Origin of the sequence: Pectobacterium brasiliense (assembly GCF_013449685.1) — a bacterium.
Lineage (GTDB): Bacteria > Pseudomonadota > Gammaproteobacteria > Enterobacterales > Enterobacteriaceae > Pectobacterium > Pectobacterium brasiliense_A.
The window spans coordinates 163,211-178,885 of the sequence record NZ_JACDSF010000016.1; the positions used below are offsets into that span (position 1 = coordinate 163,211).

The following is a 15,675-nucleotide window of genomic DNA, read 5'->3' on the forward strand; positions in this document are numbered from 1 at the left end:
GATAACAACATGGTCAGTGAACGTGAGAACTGTGAACCATTCAGTAGTGAAAAACAATGTAGTGCCGAAAAACGGATGGGTGAAGCGCCACAGCAGCGGGAAATAACCCGATTGTGCATCCAGTGTGCGCTGCTGCTGTTACAGCACGGCGCAGAGAGTATGGTCGTAGAACAGCTGTCGTCACGGCTGGGTATCGCGCTCGGCGCTGATAGCGTTGAGAGTTCAATCTCGGCAAATTCGATTGTGCTGACCACCATCATGCAAGGGCATTGCCTGACGTCGACGCGGAAGAATGTGGATCGCGGCATTAATATGCACGTCGTCATTGAGGTTCAGCATGCGGTCATCATGGCCGAGCATAAGCTGCTGGATGTGGCAGGGGTGGAAAAACGTCTGGGAAATATCAAACCGCTGCGCTATCCGCGCTGGCTGATGGTTTCCGTTGTGGCGCTCTCCTGCGGCTGCTTCAGCCGTTTGAACGGCGGCGGGTGGGATGCGTTTATCGTCACGCTGATTGCCAGCGGTCTGGCGATGTACGTCCGACAGGTCTTTACGGCGCGACACCTGAATCCGTTGATCAACTTCTGCATTACAGCATTTGTCGCGACGTCGGCATCAGGGCTGTTGATGCGTTTGCCTGCTTTTGAACAAACCTCAACGGTCGCGATGGCGGCGAGCGTGCTGCTGCTGGTTCCCGGCTTTCCGTTGATTAACGCCGTGGCGGATATGTTTAAAGGGCACGTGAATACCGGTTTGGCACGTTGGACGGTCGCGAGTTTACTGACGCTGGCAACCTGTATTGGTGTGGTGATGGCGATGTCGCTGTGGGGGTTACGCGGATGGGCTTAAGTTTACTGTGGGCACTCTTGCAGGATATGGTGCTGGCGGCGGTCCCTGCGTTGGGATTTGCGATGGTCTTCAATGTGCCGCTGAAAGTGCTGCCTTACTGCGCGCTGCTGGGCGGTGCTGGGCATGGCGTACGATTTCTGGCGATACATTTCGGCATGAATATCGAGTGGGCGTCTTTTCTGGCGGCGATTCTGATCGGCATCATCGGTATTCGCTGGTCACGCTGGCTGCTGGCGCATCCGAAAGTCTTTACCGTAGCGGCGGTGATCCCGATGTTTCCCGGTATTTCTGCCTATACCGCGATGATTTCGGTGGTGGAAATTTCGCATCTTGGCTACAGCGAAGCGCTGATGAGCGTCATGATGACTAATTTCCTGAAGGCCAGTTTTATCGTCGGCGCGCTCTCTATCGGCCTGTCTTTACCGGGGATCTGGCTCTACCGTAAACGGCCGGGAGTATAAAACTCTTATATTACGTTTCGGTCTTGTATCTATATCGACGAGCGAAAGGGCTTTCCGTATAGTGTCAGCAATTTTCTGACCTACAGGGTTTTTTCACCATGGTTATTAGTTTGATTGCTGCACTGGCAGTGGATCGCGTGATTGGTATGGAAAACGCGATGCCGTGGCATTTGCCAGCCGATCTGGCATGGTTTAAGCGTAATACGCTTAATAAGCCGATTATTATGGGGCGTAATACTTTCCGTTCTATCGGTCAGCCGCTGCCCGGCCGACTGAACATTGTCGTCAGCAATCATCCCGGTGATGACGATCGTGTGACCTGGGTCTCTTCGCTGGACGCTGCGCTGGCGGCGGCGGGCGATGTCGAGGAAGTGATGGTGATTGGCGGCGGCAGTATCTATCAACAAATGCTGGCGCAGGCTAATCGCCTCTATCTGACGCACATTGATGCCGAAGTGGAAGGCGACACGCATTTCCCTGACTATGAGCCGGATGAGTGGCAGTCTGTTTTCAGCGAATTCCATGATGCTGACGAGCGCAACTCACACAGTTACTGCTTCGAAATTCTGGAACGCCGCTAAGCGCCTTCCTGCGATAACGTTCTGTCGATGACTCACTAAACCCGCCTTTGTTGCGGGTTTTTTCGTTTTCTTACCCGATGTTTACTTCCCCCGCCTGACAGCTTTCCCAAATGGCGCGTCTCAGCCAGCGATGCGCAGGATCGCTCTCGCGTCGCGTATGCCACACCTGCTGGAAGGCAAAATTAGGTATCGCGAACGGAGGCGAAAAAATGTGCAAATCTGGCGTAGTGATGTGGGCCATGCTGCGCCGTGCGGCAGTTAAAATCAGGTCAGTACCGGCAATGAGATTGATGGCGGCGTGCCAGTGGGGCAGCGTAAGCACGACATTGCGTGACAGGCCGCTTGCAGCAAGCGCGCTGTCCACTTCATTGGCTGAATCGGGATGCATGGTGACCAGAACATGTGGGCGTTCCAGCCATGCCTCAAACGATAGCGTACCGTTTTCCGGCAGCGTGGCGCGGTCGGCCAGACAGGCAAACTGTTCTTCAAAGAGAAGTTCGGCGTATACTTCAGACGGGCGTTCAGGAAATACGCCGAGGCCTAAATCGATTTCTCCATCAATTAACTGTGCCAGCATCATTTCACGGCCGGCATGACTGACGGCCAGCGAAACGCCGGGAGCCTGCACGCGTAGGTGCCGCATGAGCGTTGGCAAAACGGCATTCGTACCGTAATCAGAAAGCGCCAAACGGAAATGTCGCGTGCTATGGCGCGGATCGAACTGCGGAGCTTGTATGAGGCCATTTAGTTGATCAAGTGCGAGCTCCAGCGGGCTGAGTAGCGCCTGAGCGCGAGTCGTCAGCGTCAGACCGACTTCACGCCGGACTAACAGCGGATCGTTAAAAATCTGGCGAAGCTGTGCTAGTGAATGGCTGACGGCAGGCTGGCTGCGGTGCAGGCGCAGTGCTGCTCGCGTGACGTGTTTTTCCGTCAACAGCGCATGAAGCGTTAGCAGCAGATTCATATCGATACGCCGTAAATCATCCATTCTATGCATTCCTTACGTATAAATTACGAATTTCCATCAGTTTAATGGATGATGGAGTATTGGAACATCCCAATTACGTTGTGAACTTATATTGTGAATCAGGGGGCTCCATGTCGTTATTCTCTTCGTTTTCTCTCTCATTATTGCTGCCGCTGGGTATTGCGGTATTCGCTGGGAGCATTGTGCCTTTTCAGGCCGCCAGTAATGCGATGTTGGGACGATCGTTAGGCCATCCACTTTGGGCAACGCTGGTGTCACTGCTGGTCAGCATTTGCGTGCTGTTGCCGATTCTGTTTGCTGCTCGGGTGCCCACGCCAGCACTGGGTAATGCTTTGCAGGGGCCGTGGTGGATCTGGTTGGGCGGCGTGGCGGGCGTGGCTTATATCACCGTCGCCTTATTGCTGATGCCAAAACTCGGAGCCTCAGGTTTTATTGTCTGCGTGATTGTTGGGCAGGTTGTGGCATCGCTGATCATCGATCATTTTGGTTTGATGGGGTTGGCGGTGAAGCCTGCGACGCTGGGACGAATCGCGGGTGTCACGTTAATCGTGATGGGTATGCTGGTGGTGCAATATTCTGCGGCTTCTCAACCGCTGACAAAATCCACCGCGGCAACCCACCAGCAGCCACAGTGAGAGATGACTTCTCCATTTTTTAGCGGAAATGGGTCACATTTCCGTCATCTATCATCGCTAGTATGAAAACGAGTAGCGGCTTCCGTCGTTCAATTGAGATGTCGTTAAGCCGCTGTATTTGATAGATAGGAGACAGTAAGCATGACGAATAGAAACCGTAATCTGAATACTGACCGACTGATCGATCCACACCGCCGTGAATTGCCGTCAGGCGGCGTAGAAGCCGTCGGCCTGTCTGGGTTTCTTGGCGGTGGCATCTGGTCGATTCCCGCCGAGGCGTTGGCCGTACCGTCATCCAAAAAGGCTCAGTCTGAGACGACTTTTCCCTTTCTATGACTCTGGCACGGTTGGCGATGGAACAACGGCTTTCTAGCCTTTACTCGCCCGACAAGGGCGCGATATCGCCAGAAAGCTCGGTAGTTGATGACGTGTTTGATGAAAGCGACGGTTGCGTGAAATAGCGCTTATCGTCCCAACGCAGCATAGTCAGATCTCCCCCCCAACAGCACCCGGTATCCAGCGCGTAAATGTTTTCCGGCGTGCCTTTCCCTTCCAGCGAGGCCCAATGGCCGAACGCAATAGCGTATTCCCCAGCAATCTGACTCGGTAGCTCAAACCACGGTTTTAGCAGAGACGGTGCCTGACCCGGCGGTTCTTTACACAGCATATCCAACTGCCCGCCAGAGAAGCAGTAGCGCATACGGGTAAAGACATTGGTGCTAAAGCGTAGACGGGCCAGACCGCTGAGCTCTGGGATCCAGTGGTTCGGCATATCGCCATACATGGCATCGAGGAAAAGCGGGTAGCTGTCGCTGCTCAGGATCGACTCGACTTCGCGTGCGCACATGAGCGCCGTCGGCAGATCCCACTGCGGTGTGATGCCTGCGTGCGCCATGACCAGCTTCAGCTCTTCATCAACCTGCAAAATCGGCTGGCGACGTAGCCAGTTGATGAGTTCGTCTGCATCGGGTGCGGTAAGGAGCTCGTTGAGCCGATCTTTCGGCTTGTTGCGGCTGATACCCGCATAAACGGCCAGCAGGTGCAGATCGTGATTGCCAAGCACCATGCGAACAGAGGAACCGAGGGAGCGAACAACGCGTAGAACCTGGAGGGAATCCGGCCCGCGAGCGACTAAATCGCCAGTTAGCCAGAGCGTATCTTGCTCTGGATTAAAGGAAACTTGCGCCAATAGCGCATTAAGTTCCACGAAACAGCCGTGAACATCGCCAACTAAATAGGTAGACATAATTAATGTATCAGTGAAGGAATAGCCAGACGGAAAACGGGGATGGAAACCTGAAACGCTTTACCCTGATGGTCAACCATATGGTAGTGGCCTTCCATCGTGCCGAGAGGCGTTTCGATGACGGCACCGCTGGTATAGTGGAATTCGCCGCCGGGCTGGATAATCGGCTGTTCGCCGACGACACCTTCACCCTGAACTTCAGTCTGGCGACCATTACCGTTGGTGATCAGCCAATAACGTCCCAAAAGCTGGACTTCATGACGCCCCAGATTGCGAACCGTAATCGTGTAAGCAAACACGAAACGTTCTTCATCAGGCTCCGACTGTGATTCCACGTAGAAGCTCTGAACCTGTACACAAACGCGGGGCGCATTAATCATGATGAACTCCAGTTATTCCTGTTTTGCAGGATGCTCGCTCAACCAGTTCGCCAATCGGCAATATTGTTCAACGGTCACATTCTCTGCGCGGCTGGAGACATCGACTCCCAGCGCGGTGAGAACTTCTGGGGTGAACAGGTTGCCCAGGCTGTTACGCAGTGTCTTACGGCGCTGGTTAAACGCTTCCGTTGTGATGCGGCTCAGCACGCGAATGTCGCTGACCGGGTAGGGGATCTCGGCATGAGGAACGAGTCGCACTACGGCAGAATCAACTTTAGGCGCGGGCTTGAATGCCTCTGGTGGTACTTCAAGCACTGGGATTATCTGACAATAATACTGTGCCATGACGCTCAGGCGTCCAAAGGCTTTACTGTTCGGCCCTGCCACCAAGCGGTTAACTACCTCTTTCTGCAACATAAAGTGCATGTCGCGGATAGATTGAGTATAGGTGAACAAGTGGAACATCAGCGGTGTGGAAATATTATACGGCAGGTTGCCAAAAACACGCAGCGGTTGCCCAGCCTGTTCAGCGAGTGCGGCGAAATCGATCGTCATGGCATCTTGCTGAATAATTGTCAGCTTGTCTTTCAGCGTCGGATGCGTTTCCAAGCGCGCTGCCAGATCCCTATCTAGCTCGATAACGGTAAAACGATCCATCCGTTCGCCAACGGGCGCGGTCAATGCGCCGAGGCCGGGACCGATCTCGACGATCGCTTGACCTGGTTGAGGATGAATCGCCGAAACGATGCTATCGATCACGAAGTGATCGTTTAAAAAGTTTTGCCCAAAACGTTTACGGGCGAAGTGACCTTGGTGTACGCGATTATTCATTACTGTGTTTTATCATTTTAATGGCAAGATTTAATGCCGTGATGAAGCTGCCGGGGTCGGCGCTGCCGGTTGCGGCCAGCTCAAGCGCTGTACCGTGATCGACCGACGTACGAATAAAAGGTAACCCCAACGTGATATTAACGGCGCGCCCGAAGCCCTGATATTTCAGAACCGGGAGCCCTTGATCGTGATACATCGCCAAAACGGCGTCAGCGTGCTGCAGATACTTTGGCTGGAAAAGCGTGTCGGCAGGCAACGGCCCAACCAGCGTGATGCCCTGCTGCCGGAGTTCGTCCAGCGCGGGGTTAATCACATCCAGCTCTTCACGGCCCATATGGCCACCTTCACCAGCATGAGGATTCAATCCGCAGACATAGATCTGTGGTTGAGCGATACCGAATTTCGTCTGCAAATCATGATGCAAAATAGTGATGACTTCGTGCAGGCTCTGACGGGTAATCGCCGCAGAAACGGCTGCAAGTGGAAGATGCGTGGTCGCTAAGGCAACGCGCAGTTCTTCTGTTGCCAGCATCATGACGACACGGTCACAGCGGCTGCGATCGGCGAAAAACTCAGTGTGTCCGCTGAAGGGGACGCCGGCGTCGTTGATAATGCCTTTATGCACTGGGCCGGTAATCAGCGCAGCGAATTCACCGTTCAGGCAGCCATCACAAGCACGCGCCAACGTTTCAACGACATAAGCGCTGTTAGCGACATTCAATTGGCCTGGAATGATGGTTGCCGGTGCGGCGATCGGCAGAATGGTCAGGCTACCCGCCTGTTGTGGCTGTGCGGGCTGGCCGGGTTGATAGTCACGTAGCGTCAGCGGCATAGACAGCTGTAATGCGCGACTGAGTAACAGGTCAGGATCCGCACAGATCACGAGCTCTACAGGCCAGGCCTGCTGAGCCAGAGCAATCACCAGATCGGGGCCAATCCCGGCGGGTTCGCCGGGGGTGATCACAACGCGTGGCGTATTGCTCTCAGTCTGCATGAGTTTCAATCTGCATTAGTTACTGGCACCATTAATTACTTTGACATAGGCCGCCGCACGCTGTTCCTGCATCCAGGTTTGCGCTTCTTCAGCGAATTTACGGTTAAAGATCATACGGTACGCTTGTTCTTTTTGCGCCGCGTCGGTTTTATCAACCTGACGGGTGTCTAGCAACTGAATCAGGTGCCAGCCAAAAGAGGAATGAACAGGCTGACTGATTTCGCCTTTCTTCAGTTTCAACAACGCATCGCGGAAGGCCGGATCGTACATATCTGGAGAAGCCCAGCCAAGGTCGCCGCCCTGATTCGCTGAACCAGGATCCTGGGAGAGCAGTTTGGCTTGTGAGGCAAAATCGGTGCTGCCGTTTTTGATCTGCTGTGCCACTTCGGCCAGCTTGGCTTGCGCCTGGCTGTCCGTCATGACGACAGACGGTTTGATTAGAATATGGCGAGCATGCGTTTCGGTTACCGATACGCTTTTGTTACCGCCGCGAATATCGTTCACTTTCAGAATGTGGAAACCCACACCAGAACGGATCGGGCCAACGACCTGACCTTTCTGCGCCTGTGTTAAGCGTTCAGCAAACAGCGTTGGGATCTCTTGCAGCTTACCCCAACCCATTTGACCGCCTTTCAGCGCCTGAGAATCAGATGAATAAGTAATGGCCAGCTTACCAAAATCCGCACCGTCACTGATTTGTTTCACCAGCGATGTTGCCAGATTTTCCGCTTCATCAACCTGCTGCTGAGTCGGGTTTTCCGGTAATGAGATCAGAATGTGGCTCAGATTCAGCTCATCGTTTTCGCCGGTCTGGGTGGCGATTTGCTTAGCTAGCGTATCGACTTCCTGCGGCAGTACGGTAATGCGACGGCGGACTTCGTTATTACGTACTTCCGAAATCAGCATCTCTTTGCGAATCTGGTTACGGTAGGTGTTGTAGTTCAGACCTTCATAAGCCAACTGGCTTTTTAGCTGGTCCAGAGACATCCGGTTCTGAGCGGCAATATTGGTAATCGCCTGATTCAACTGCTCATCCGTCACCTGGATACCCATCTTCTGCGCCATTTGCAGGATGATGTTATCCATGATCAGGCGATCGGTAATCTGATGACGTAGCGTGGCGTCATCCGGTAACTGTTGCCCGGCCTGCTGGGCGTTCAGTTTTACCGACTGCAAAAGACTGTTTACATCACTTTCCAACACAACGCTGTTGTCGACCACTGCTGCGACTTTATCAACCACCTGTGGTGCTGCGAACGCGGTAGAGGCACTCAGTGCCAATCCGAGAATAAGCGTTCTCCAGTTCTTCATACCTTTCCCATTATTTCATCCGCAAGGCGGGTTAAAAGTTCCAACATTTCAGTGAGACAGCCTGTTTGCCACATCCTTATCGGCTAAGCATTCCGTATTGCATCAGAATGCGCGCTGGTAAGGCAAAATACCTGAACGCAGCATTTTGTCGGAACCCAGACTGTAATTGCTGCTTAAACCACGTAATTCGATATTAAATGACACTTTGTTGTCGTATTCGCTGCTGCGGCTGGCGCTGTTCCAGTCGGTAATTTTACGTTCATAACCGACGCTCATGGCCCAACAACAGGTATTGTACTGTAAGCCAATCAGCTGGTTTGCTGGCTGATTAGCCTTGGTGTCGTAATAATAAGCCCCAACCACCGCCCAACGTTCGACGATCGGCCAGCTTGCGGTGATACCGACCTGCGAAATACCTTGCTGGAAGCCAGGGTTCGTAACGTTAGGGATCATGTCACGAATATATTCTGGGCTGGCGTAACGGTAGTTCAACTGCACCAGACGTTCCGCATCACGACGGTATTCTAACACGGCATCGCCCAGCGCGACTTCGTTCAGGCGATTGTCATATTGCAGACCACCGCGAACCCCCCACCTGTCATCGATTCTCAGGAAGGAGTCACCTGCCCATACCTGGCTGCCGTTGTTCTCACTTCTATCGAACGACGTGGTGCGGTCGCCAGTGCGTTGGCGATCGAAGTAATAAATTTGACCAATGGAAGCGTTAAAACGTTCAACCAACGCATCATCATAAATACGCGTGGTGACACCGGTCACAAGCTGATTCGCGGATGCGATGCGGTCCAGGCCGCTGTAGCTGCGATCGCGGAACAGACCTGAATAGTCGGTCTGCATCAGCGTGGAGTCATAGGTATGAATACTGCTCTGATCGCGATAAGGGACGTACAAGTACTGCGCACGTGGTTCCAGCGTCTGGGTATAAGCCTGCGACCAGTCCATTTCGCGTTCAAAGACCATCTTGCCATCGACTTTATATTGCGGCATCACCCGATTCACCGAATCTTTCAGTGCATCTTTTGTACCTTGATCAATGTTTGGCGTTGAGGAAGAACGATAGCGATCGAGATTGTCCTGCTGATAGTGCGTCGCCAATAGCTTGGCTTCAGTATTCAGGCTTGCCCAGCGGTTTGCCAGTGGCAGATTCAACGTTGGCTCAACGTGCAGGCGAGTCGCTTCCGGTCGATTGTCGTTGACGTTAGTAAATTTTACCGCCTGACCATAAAGGTGCATATCAATCGGGCCGATATCATTCTGGTAATAATTGATATCAAGCTGCGGTTCAGCACGGTAGACATCACGGCTGGTCGCATTGGAAAAGACCTGGAACTGTTTGGTAGACAGCGTAGTGTCCCAGTTTTGGTTCGCATAGCCTGCGCTGAGTTTTTGCGTGACATACCCATCGGTGGTTGAGCCGTAATGCGAGTCCAGATCGGTGAAGTAGCGGTCGTCGCTGACTTTTGTGTAATCGGCGTTAAAACGCCATACCTGATCCATCACACCGCTATGACCCCAGTGGAACAGCCAGCGGGTATCGTTACTATCTTGCGGGGAGACTTTGGCGTATTCATTGTCGCTGGGGAGCCAGTCGAATTGAATGACACCAAGGCCCGGTGTGGTCAGGTAGCGGAATTCGTTCTGCCACTGCATACCACGTTTAGTTTGCAGATGCGGTGTGATCGTGGCGTCAAAATTAGGGGCAATATTCCAGTAATAGGGCGTCAGCAGTTCGAAGCCATTGCTGCTACCATATTTCGCATTGGGGATCAGGAAGCCAGAGCGTCGTTTATCGCCGATAGGAAGTTGTAAATACGGGCTATAGAACACAGGTACGCCAGCAATCTTGAAACGTGCGTTCCAGATTTCAGCAACTTGCTCTTCTCTGTCTTGAATCACTTCCGAACCGACGACACTCCAGCTATTATCTCCCGGCAGACAGGAAGTGAAGGAGCCGTTTTCCAGAATGGTGTAGCGGTTGCTGTCACGCATTTTCATTTTGTCGGCGGAACCACGCCCTTGACGGCCTACCATCTGATAGTCGCCTTCATAGACGTCAGTATCTTTGGTGTTCAGGTTGGCCCAGGCCTTAGGGCCTTTCAGGATAACCTGATTGTCGTCGTAGTGGACATTTCCCGTCGCAGTAATGGTGCGCGTAGGCGTGCTACCCTGCGTTGTCGGATCCAACTGGTTCAGTTCCACCTGCTCGGCGGTCATGACGCTGTTGCCCTGCTGGATGTTAACATTGCCGATAAATTTGGCGTTGTCGGGATAGTTGGCTTCGGTTTTGTCGGCCTGAATATTGACCGGCAACTGATTAGGATCGCCTGTTACCAGCGGTCTGTTGTACGTCGGTACACCCAGCATGCACTGTTCAGCGAGATCGGCCAGCGCGTGCTGGCTGTAAAGCGCCGACCAAACCAGAGTGGCCAGCAGAGTTGGGAAACTTTTTTTCATACGTAGTATCAGGTGTTCCGTCATCAGGGGCATCATGCCGGCAAGCGGTCAGAGACTATATCACTCGTTAGCGTTGCGCCAGTGTTAAATCCCCACCGCCTATACGCACCGCCGTTAGGTGCAAAGATAAATGACAGGTATGATAAAGCAATTTTTGGCTGACGGCATGAGGATTTGAGGAGTATATGCGGTATTGGGGAAAGTTGCTGGGGTTGGCGCTGGGAATCGTCTCAAGCGCTGGCATCTGGGGAATGATCATGGGCTTACTGATGGGGCATTGGATTGACAAAGCTCGGGCATCGCGTCGCCGTGATTATTTCTCCGCCCAGTCTACCCGTCAGTCATTGTTCTTTCTCACGACCTTTCAGGCCATGGGGCACCTGACCAAATCCAAAGGCCGGGTGACGGAAGCTGATATCAAGATCGCAACCAAAATGATGGATCGCCTTGAGCTATTTGGTGAGGCCAGAACCGCCGCTCAACGGGCTTTCCGCGAAGGAAAGACTAGCCATTTCCCTCTGCGAATAAAATTACGCAAGCTACGCGATGCCTGTCTGGGACGTTTTGATTTAATTAAGATGTTTCTGGAAATTCAGCTTCAGGTCGCGTTTGTTGATGGCGTTTTGCATCCAAATGAACGACGCGTGTTGTATGTGATTGCCGATGAGCTGGGTGTGACGCGTGAGCAGTTTGAGTTCTTTCTGCGCAATATGGAAAGTAGCACGGGGCAACAGTCGCGGCAGAATCAGTCACGCCAGAACGGTAAATCGTATCAACGACGCAGTAACGGCCACTCCAGCGGGGGTTACTCCAACGGACACTCTTATGGCGGCCAACGCCCAGTTTCACCGCCGCGTGGGCCAACGGTCGAAAGTGCCTGTCGTACGCTAGGCGTGCGCAGCAGCGATGACGCTGTGACGATTAAGCGCGCCTACCGCAAACTCATGAGTGAGCATCATCCCGATAAGCTGGTCGCCAAGAAGCTTTCACCGAGGATGATGGAAATGGCCAAGCGCAAAGCGCAGGATATTCAGGCCGCCTATGAACTGCTGAAAAGCGCGAATCAGATCAAATAATCCGTATCTTTCCTCTTCTTACTCCTTCCCTGTTTTACCAGCAAGCACCGATTTGCAAATACCGTCGGCATATCTGTCTCAGAAATCCGCTTCGCAACGAAAGTGCATCGGGGTATTGAAAGCCGGGTGCGTGATAGCCAGTTCTTGTGCGTGCAGTAACAGGCGGGGTGCCATCGCTTTAGCATCAGGATGTGCATAAAAGCCATCGCCGAGGATCGGGTGACCGAGTGCCAGCAGATGGACGCGTAATTGGTGGGAGCGACCGGTAATCGGCATCAGCTTGACGCGTGTTGTACCGTCAGCGTCACGTGAAAGTACCTGATACTCCGTCTGCGCTGCTTTTCCTGTTTCAAAGCAGACTTTCTGTTTTGGGCGGTTCGGCCAGTCGCAGATCAGTGGCAGGTCGATGACGCCTTCATCCTGTGCCATATGTCCCCAGACGCGGGCAAGGTAGGATTTCTTGGGTTCACGCTCGCGAAACTGACGCTTTAATTCTCGCTCGGCGGCTTTCGTGAGGGCGACGGCAATCACGCCGCTGGTTGCCATATCCAGACGATGTACAGATTCTGCGGTTGGATAGTCAGCCTGAATACGGCTCATGACGCTGTCTTTATGTTCGGGCGCGCGGCCGGGAACCGACAGCAGACCGCTGGGTTTATTCACCACCATGATGTGCTGATCCTGATACAGAATAGGCAACCAGGGATCGGTAGGCGGATTATAGGGTTCCATCGGAGCACCTTTCAGGCAACGTATAATGTGTGATATTAGGGAGAACACGGGGATGAGGTTCCCGCAGGGAGACCTCGCCCCGTGGTAGGCCCGTGTATCTCGATTTTGCAAACAACATGTCTTTATGACTGCGGTATAGCACGATGCCGATACCGCAGTCAGCAACGCTTACTGATGCGTTACCACAACCAGACGGATTGCATCCAGACGCCAGTTGGCTTCATGCAGGTTGCTCAGCACCTGCTCGCGCTGGTTTTCCAGTGCAGTCAGCTCATCTTCACGAATGTTGGGGTTGACGGCTTTCAGCGCTTCCAGACGTTCCAGCTCGCGGCGCAATTGCAGGTCAGCCTGCTCTTGAGCGTCGGCGATGAGCTGGCGCGCCTGTGTTTCTACCAGCGCTTCCGCCTGTTGCAGCATGGCGTGAACATCAGGCTGTACGGCATTCACCAGCTTGCTGGATGTATGACGGTTTACCGCATTGAGCTGGCGGTTGAAACTTTCAAACTCAACCTGTGCCGCCAGATTGGTGCCTTTACGGTCCATCAGCAGGCGAACTGGCGTAGGCGGCAGGAAGCGGGTCAGTTGCAGATGTTTCGGTGCCTGCGCTTCCACTACGTAAACCAATTCTGCCAGCAGCGTGCCGACCGGCAGCGCTTTATTTTTCAGCAGCGACACTGCACAACTGCCGGTATCGCCGGACAGCACCAGATCGAGTCCGTTACGGATCAGCGGGTGTTCCCAACTGATAAACTGTGCATCTTCGCGAGAGAGTGCCTGATCGCGATCGAAGGTGATCGTACAGCCGTCCTGCGGCAGTCCCGGGAAGTCTGGCACCAGCATATGATCGGATGGCGTCAGGATGATCAGGTTATCGCTACGATCTTCCTGATTGATGCCAACAATATCGAACAGGTTCAGGGCGAATGTCACCAGATTGACGTCATTATCCTGCTCGGCAATGGCCTGCGCTAGCAACTGAGCCTGTTCGCCACCGTTAGAATGCATTTCCAGCAGGCGATCGCGGCCTTGTTCAAGCTGTTGTTTCAGGCTGTCGTGCTGTTGACGGCAAACATGGATAAACTCATCCAGTCCCTGCTGTTCACCAACGGTCGTCAGTCGCTCGATCAACTGCGTGTGGTGCGCATCATAGATGGTACGGCCTGTCGGACAAGTGTGCTCAAACGCGTCCAACCCTTCGTGATACCAGCGCACCAGCAACGCCTGTGCGGTATTTTCCAGATACGGCACCAGAATCTGAATTTCTTTGGCCTGCCCGATACGGTCCAGACGACCAATACGCTGTTCCAGCAGGTCGGGGTTGAACGGCAGATCGAACATCACTAAATGGCTGGCAAACTGGAAGTTACGGCCTTCGGAACCAATCTCTGAACAGATCAGCACCTGTGCGCCTTCTTCTTCGGAAGCAAAATAGGCGGCGGCGCGGTCACGCTCCAGAATCGATAGTCCTTCATGGAAGACGGCAGCGCGGATTGCTTCACGCGTGCGCAGCACTTGCTCCAGCTGTAGCGCGGTGGCGGCCTGTGCACAGATCACCAGCACTTTTTCATCACGATGTGCAGTCAGGTAGTTCAGTAACCATTCCACGCGCGGATCGAAGTTCCACCAGGTGGCATCGTCCCCTTCGAGCTGTTGATAAATTTGTTCCGGGTACAGCATGTCGCGGGCGCGGACTTCTAGCGTCTTATTCGCGTTCATAATGCCGGACACTTTAATCGCCGTTTGGTACTGCGCCGGCAGCGGCAGGCGGATTTGATGCAGGATACGCTGTGGGAAGCCTTTAACCCCCTGACGCGTGTTACGGAACAGCACACGGCTGGTGCCGTGGCGATCCATCAGCATGGTGATCAGTTCCTGACGCGCTTTCTGATTGTCATCGCTGTCGCTGTTGATGGCTTTCAGCAGCGGCTCGATATCCTGTTCGCCCAGCAGATCGCTCAGCGCATTCAGTTCAGCCGTTTTAGCCTTTTCGCCCGCTAACAGCAACGTGACGGCATCGGCGACCGGACGGTACTGCTGCTGTTCGGCAACGAATTCCTGGTAGTCGTGGAAACGATTGGGATCGAGCAGGCGTAAGCGCGCAAAGTGGCTCTGCTGGCCGAGCTGTTCCGGCGTCGCCGTTAAGAGCAGAACGGCCGGCGTGGCGCGTGCCAGCGTTTCGATGGCCTGATATTCCGGGCTAGGGCTTTCTTCGCTCCAGACCAGATGGTGGGCTTCATCCACCACCAGCAGATCCCAGTCGGCGTTGACGAGCTGCGCAAAGCGCTGGGCGCTGCGTTGCACAAATCCCAGTGAGCAGATCACGAGCTGTTCCGTTTCAAACGGATTGCTGCTGTCCAGCTTGGCTTCGGCATAGCGTTCGTCATCAAACAGTGAGAACAGCAGGTTAAAGCGGCGCAGCATTTCGACCAGCCACTGATGTTGCAAGGTTTCCGGCACGACAATCAGTACACGGCTGGCACGGCCTGCCAGTAACTGCTGGTGGATGATCATTCCCGCTTCAATGGTTTTCCCCAGACCGACTTCGTCCGCCAGCAAAACGCGTGGGGCGTGGCGTTGGCCGACTTCATGCGCGATATGCAACTGATGGGGGATAAGGCTGGCACGCATGCCGCGCAATCCGACCTGCTGCTGTAGCGCCTGCTCGTTCTGATGCTTGCGGGCGCGGTAGCGCAGGGCAAAGCGATCCATCCGATCGATCTGCCCGGCAAACAGGCGATCTTGCGGTTTGTTGAACGTCAGTTTGCTGTCGAGGAAGACTTCACGCAGTTCCACCGACGTTTCATCATCCAGGCGCTGGCCGCAATACACCAGCAACCCCTTTTCTTCTCGCACGTCATCAACTTTGAGCTGCCAGCCTCCATGGCTGGTGACGGTGTCGCCGGGATTGAACATCACGCGAGTGATGGGGGCGTCGCTGCGGGAATAAAGTCGGTTTTCACCGCTGGCAGGGAAAAGCAGCGTAATCATACGCGTATCGACGGCAACAACCGTTCCCAGTCCAAGTTCGCTTTCCGTATCGCTGATCCAGCGCTGACCAAGTGTAAAAGGCATAAATTCTTAGCTCGATGTTCGTCTGTGTCGGAGGAATATCTGATTAC

At 53.8% G+C, this 15,675-nt stretch carries 15 protein-coding genes; 6 read left to right on the plus strand and 9 right to left on the minus strand.

All coding sequences use genetic code 11. The annotated features are described in order from the left end of the window. Nucleotides 1-75: 75 nt before the first annotated feature. From H0248_RS07180 to folA, 3 genes are all read left to right on the plus strand, one after another. On the plus strand, nucleotides 76-849 hold the full coding sequence (locus H0248_RS07180) for a threonine/serine exporter family protein (protein ID WP_110162524.1): 774 nt from the start codon (nucleotides 76-78) through the stop codon (nucleotides 847-849). After that, complete coding sequence (locus H0248_RS07185; RefSeq protein WP_180785308.1) at nucleotides 840-1,310, plus strand: threonine/serine exporter; 471 nt, start codon at nucleotides 840-842, stop codon at nucleotides 1,308-1,310. The genes H0248_RS07180 and H0248_RS07185 overlap by 10 nt, the downstream gene beginning before the upstream one ends. A gap of 98 nt (nucleotides 1,311-1,408) precedes the next feature. Continuing rightward, on the plus strand, nucleotides 1,409-1,891 hold the full coding sequence (gene folA / locus H0248_RS07190) for a type 3 dihydrofolate reductase (protein WP_010299774.1): 483 nt from the start codon (nucleotides 1,409-1,411) through the stop codon (nucleotides 1,889-1,891). 70 nt (nucleotides 1,892-1,961) lie between these two features. Here the strand turns inward: folA and H0248_RS07195 are convergent, their stop codons facing one another. Next, nucleotides 1,962-2,879: a LysR family transcriptional regulator gene (locus H0248_RS07195; protein WP_180785309.1), complete on the minus strand. Its 918-nt coding sequence runs from the start codon at nucleotides 2,877-2,879 to the stop codon at nucleotides 1,962-1,964. 110 nt (nucleotides 2,880-2,989) lie between these two features. On the opposite strand from H0248_RS07195, the gene H0248_RS07200 reads away from it, so the two are divergent. Both H0248_RS07200 and H0248_RS07205 read left to right on the plus strand, forming a co-directional pair. After that, nucleotides 2,990-3,514: a DMT family transporter gene (locus tag H0248_RS07200; RefSeq protein ID WP_180785310.1), complete on the plus strand. Its 525-nt coding sequence runs from the start codon at nucleotides 2,990-2,992 to the stop codon at nucleotides 3,512-3,514. Between the two features lie 141 nt (nucleotides 3,515-3,655). Beyond that, nucleotides 3,656-3,850, plus strand: coding sequence for a hypothetical protein (locus H0248_RS07205; protein ID WP_180785311.1), 195 nt, complete (start codon nucleotides 3,656-3,658; stop codon nucleotides 3,848-3,850). A gap of 40 nt (nucleotides 3,851-3,890) precedes the next feature. Here H0248_RS07205 and apaH read toward each other — a convergent pair whose 3' ends face one another. The 6 genes from apaH to lptD form a co-directional block, all read right to left on the minus strand. Next, a complete protein-coding gene (apaH, locus tag H0248_RS07210; RefSeq protein WP_180785312.1) occupies nucleotides 3,891-4,760 on the minus strand; it encodes a bis(5'-nucleosyl)-tetraphosphatase (symmetrical) ApaH in 870 nt (289 codons plus the stop codon). 2 nt (nucleotides 4,761-4,762) lie between these two features. After that, a complete protein-coding gene (apaG, locus tag H0248_RS07215) occupies nucleotides 4,763-5,140 on the minus strand; it encodes a Co2+/Mg2+ efflux protein ApaG (RefSeq protein ID WP_010299764.1) in 378 nt (125 codons plus the stop codon). A 12-nt stretch (nucleotides 5,141-5,152) separates the two neighbouring features. Further along, nucleotides 5,153-5,971 (minus strand): 16S rRNA (adenine(1518)-N(6)/adenine(1519)-N(6))-dimethyltransferase RsmA, encoded by an 819-nt coding sequence (rsmA, locus tag H0248_RS07220; protein WP_180785313.1) that lies wholly within the window; start codon nucleotides 5,969-5,971, stop codon nucleotides 5,153-5,155. After that, a complete protein-coding gene (gene pdxA / locus H0248_RS07225) occupies nucleotides 5,964-6,965 on the minus strand; it encodes a 4-hydroxythreonine-4-phosphate dehydrogenase PdxA (protein ID WP_014916689.1) in 1,002 nt (333 codons plus the stop codon). Before pdxA ends, rsmA begins: the two co-directional genes overlap by 8 nt. A 15-nt stretch (nucleotides 6,966-6,980) precedes the next feature. After that, nucleotides 6,981-8,276, minus strand: coding sequence for a peptidylprolyl isomerase SurA (surA, locus tag H0248_RS07230; protein WP_180785314.1), 1,296 nt, complete (start codon nucleotides 8,274-8,276; stop codon nucleotides 6,981-6,983). Nucleotides 8,277-8,378: 102 nt separating this feature from the next. Beyond that, entirely contained in the window at nucleotides 8,379-10,748 is a 2,370-nt protein-coding gene (gene lptD, locus H0248_RS07235; RefSeq protein WP_240345905.1) for an LPS assembly protein LptD, read from the minus strand. 185 nt (nucleotides 10,749-10,933) lie between these two features. Here lptD and djlA point away from each other — a divergent pair, with 185 nt between their 5' ends. After that, the gene (djlA, locus tag H0248_RS07240; protein ID WP_180785316.1) at nucleotides 10,934-11,824 is read left to right on the plus strand and encodes a co-chaperone DjlA; all 891 of its coding nucleotides are present in this window, start codon (nucleotides 10,934-10,936) and stop codon (nucleotides 11,822-11,824) included. A 78-nt stretch (nucleotides 11,825-11,902) separates the two neighbouring features. On the opposite strand, the gene rluA is transcribed toward djlA, so the two are convergent. Together rluA and rapA are read right to left on the minus strand one after the other, a co-directional pair. Next, on the minus strand, nucleotides 11,903-12,556 hold the full coding sequence (rluA, locus tag H0248_RS07245; protein WP_180785317.1) for a bifunctional tRNA pseudouridine(32) synthase/23S rRNA pseudouridine(746) synthase RluA: 654 nt from the start codon (nucleotides 12,554-12,556) through the stop codon (nucleotides 11,903-11,905). A gap of 168 nt (nucleotides 12,557-12,724) precedes the next feature. Then, nucleotides 12,725-15,628 carry an RNA polymerase-associated protein RapA gene (gene rapA, locus H0248_RS07250; protein ID WP_180785318.1) on the minus strand — a complete coding sequence of 968 codons (2,904 nt, stop codon included), beginning with the start codon at nucleotides 15,626-15,628 and terminating at the stop codon, nucleotides 12,725-12,727. Nucleotides 15,629-15,675: the final 47 nt, after the last annotated feature.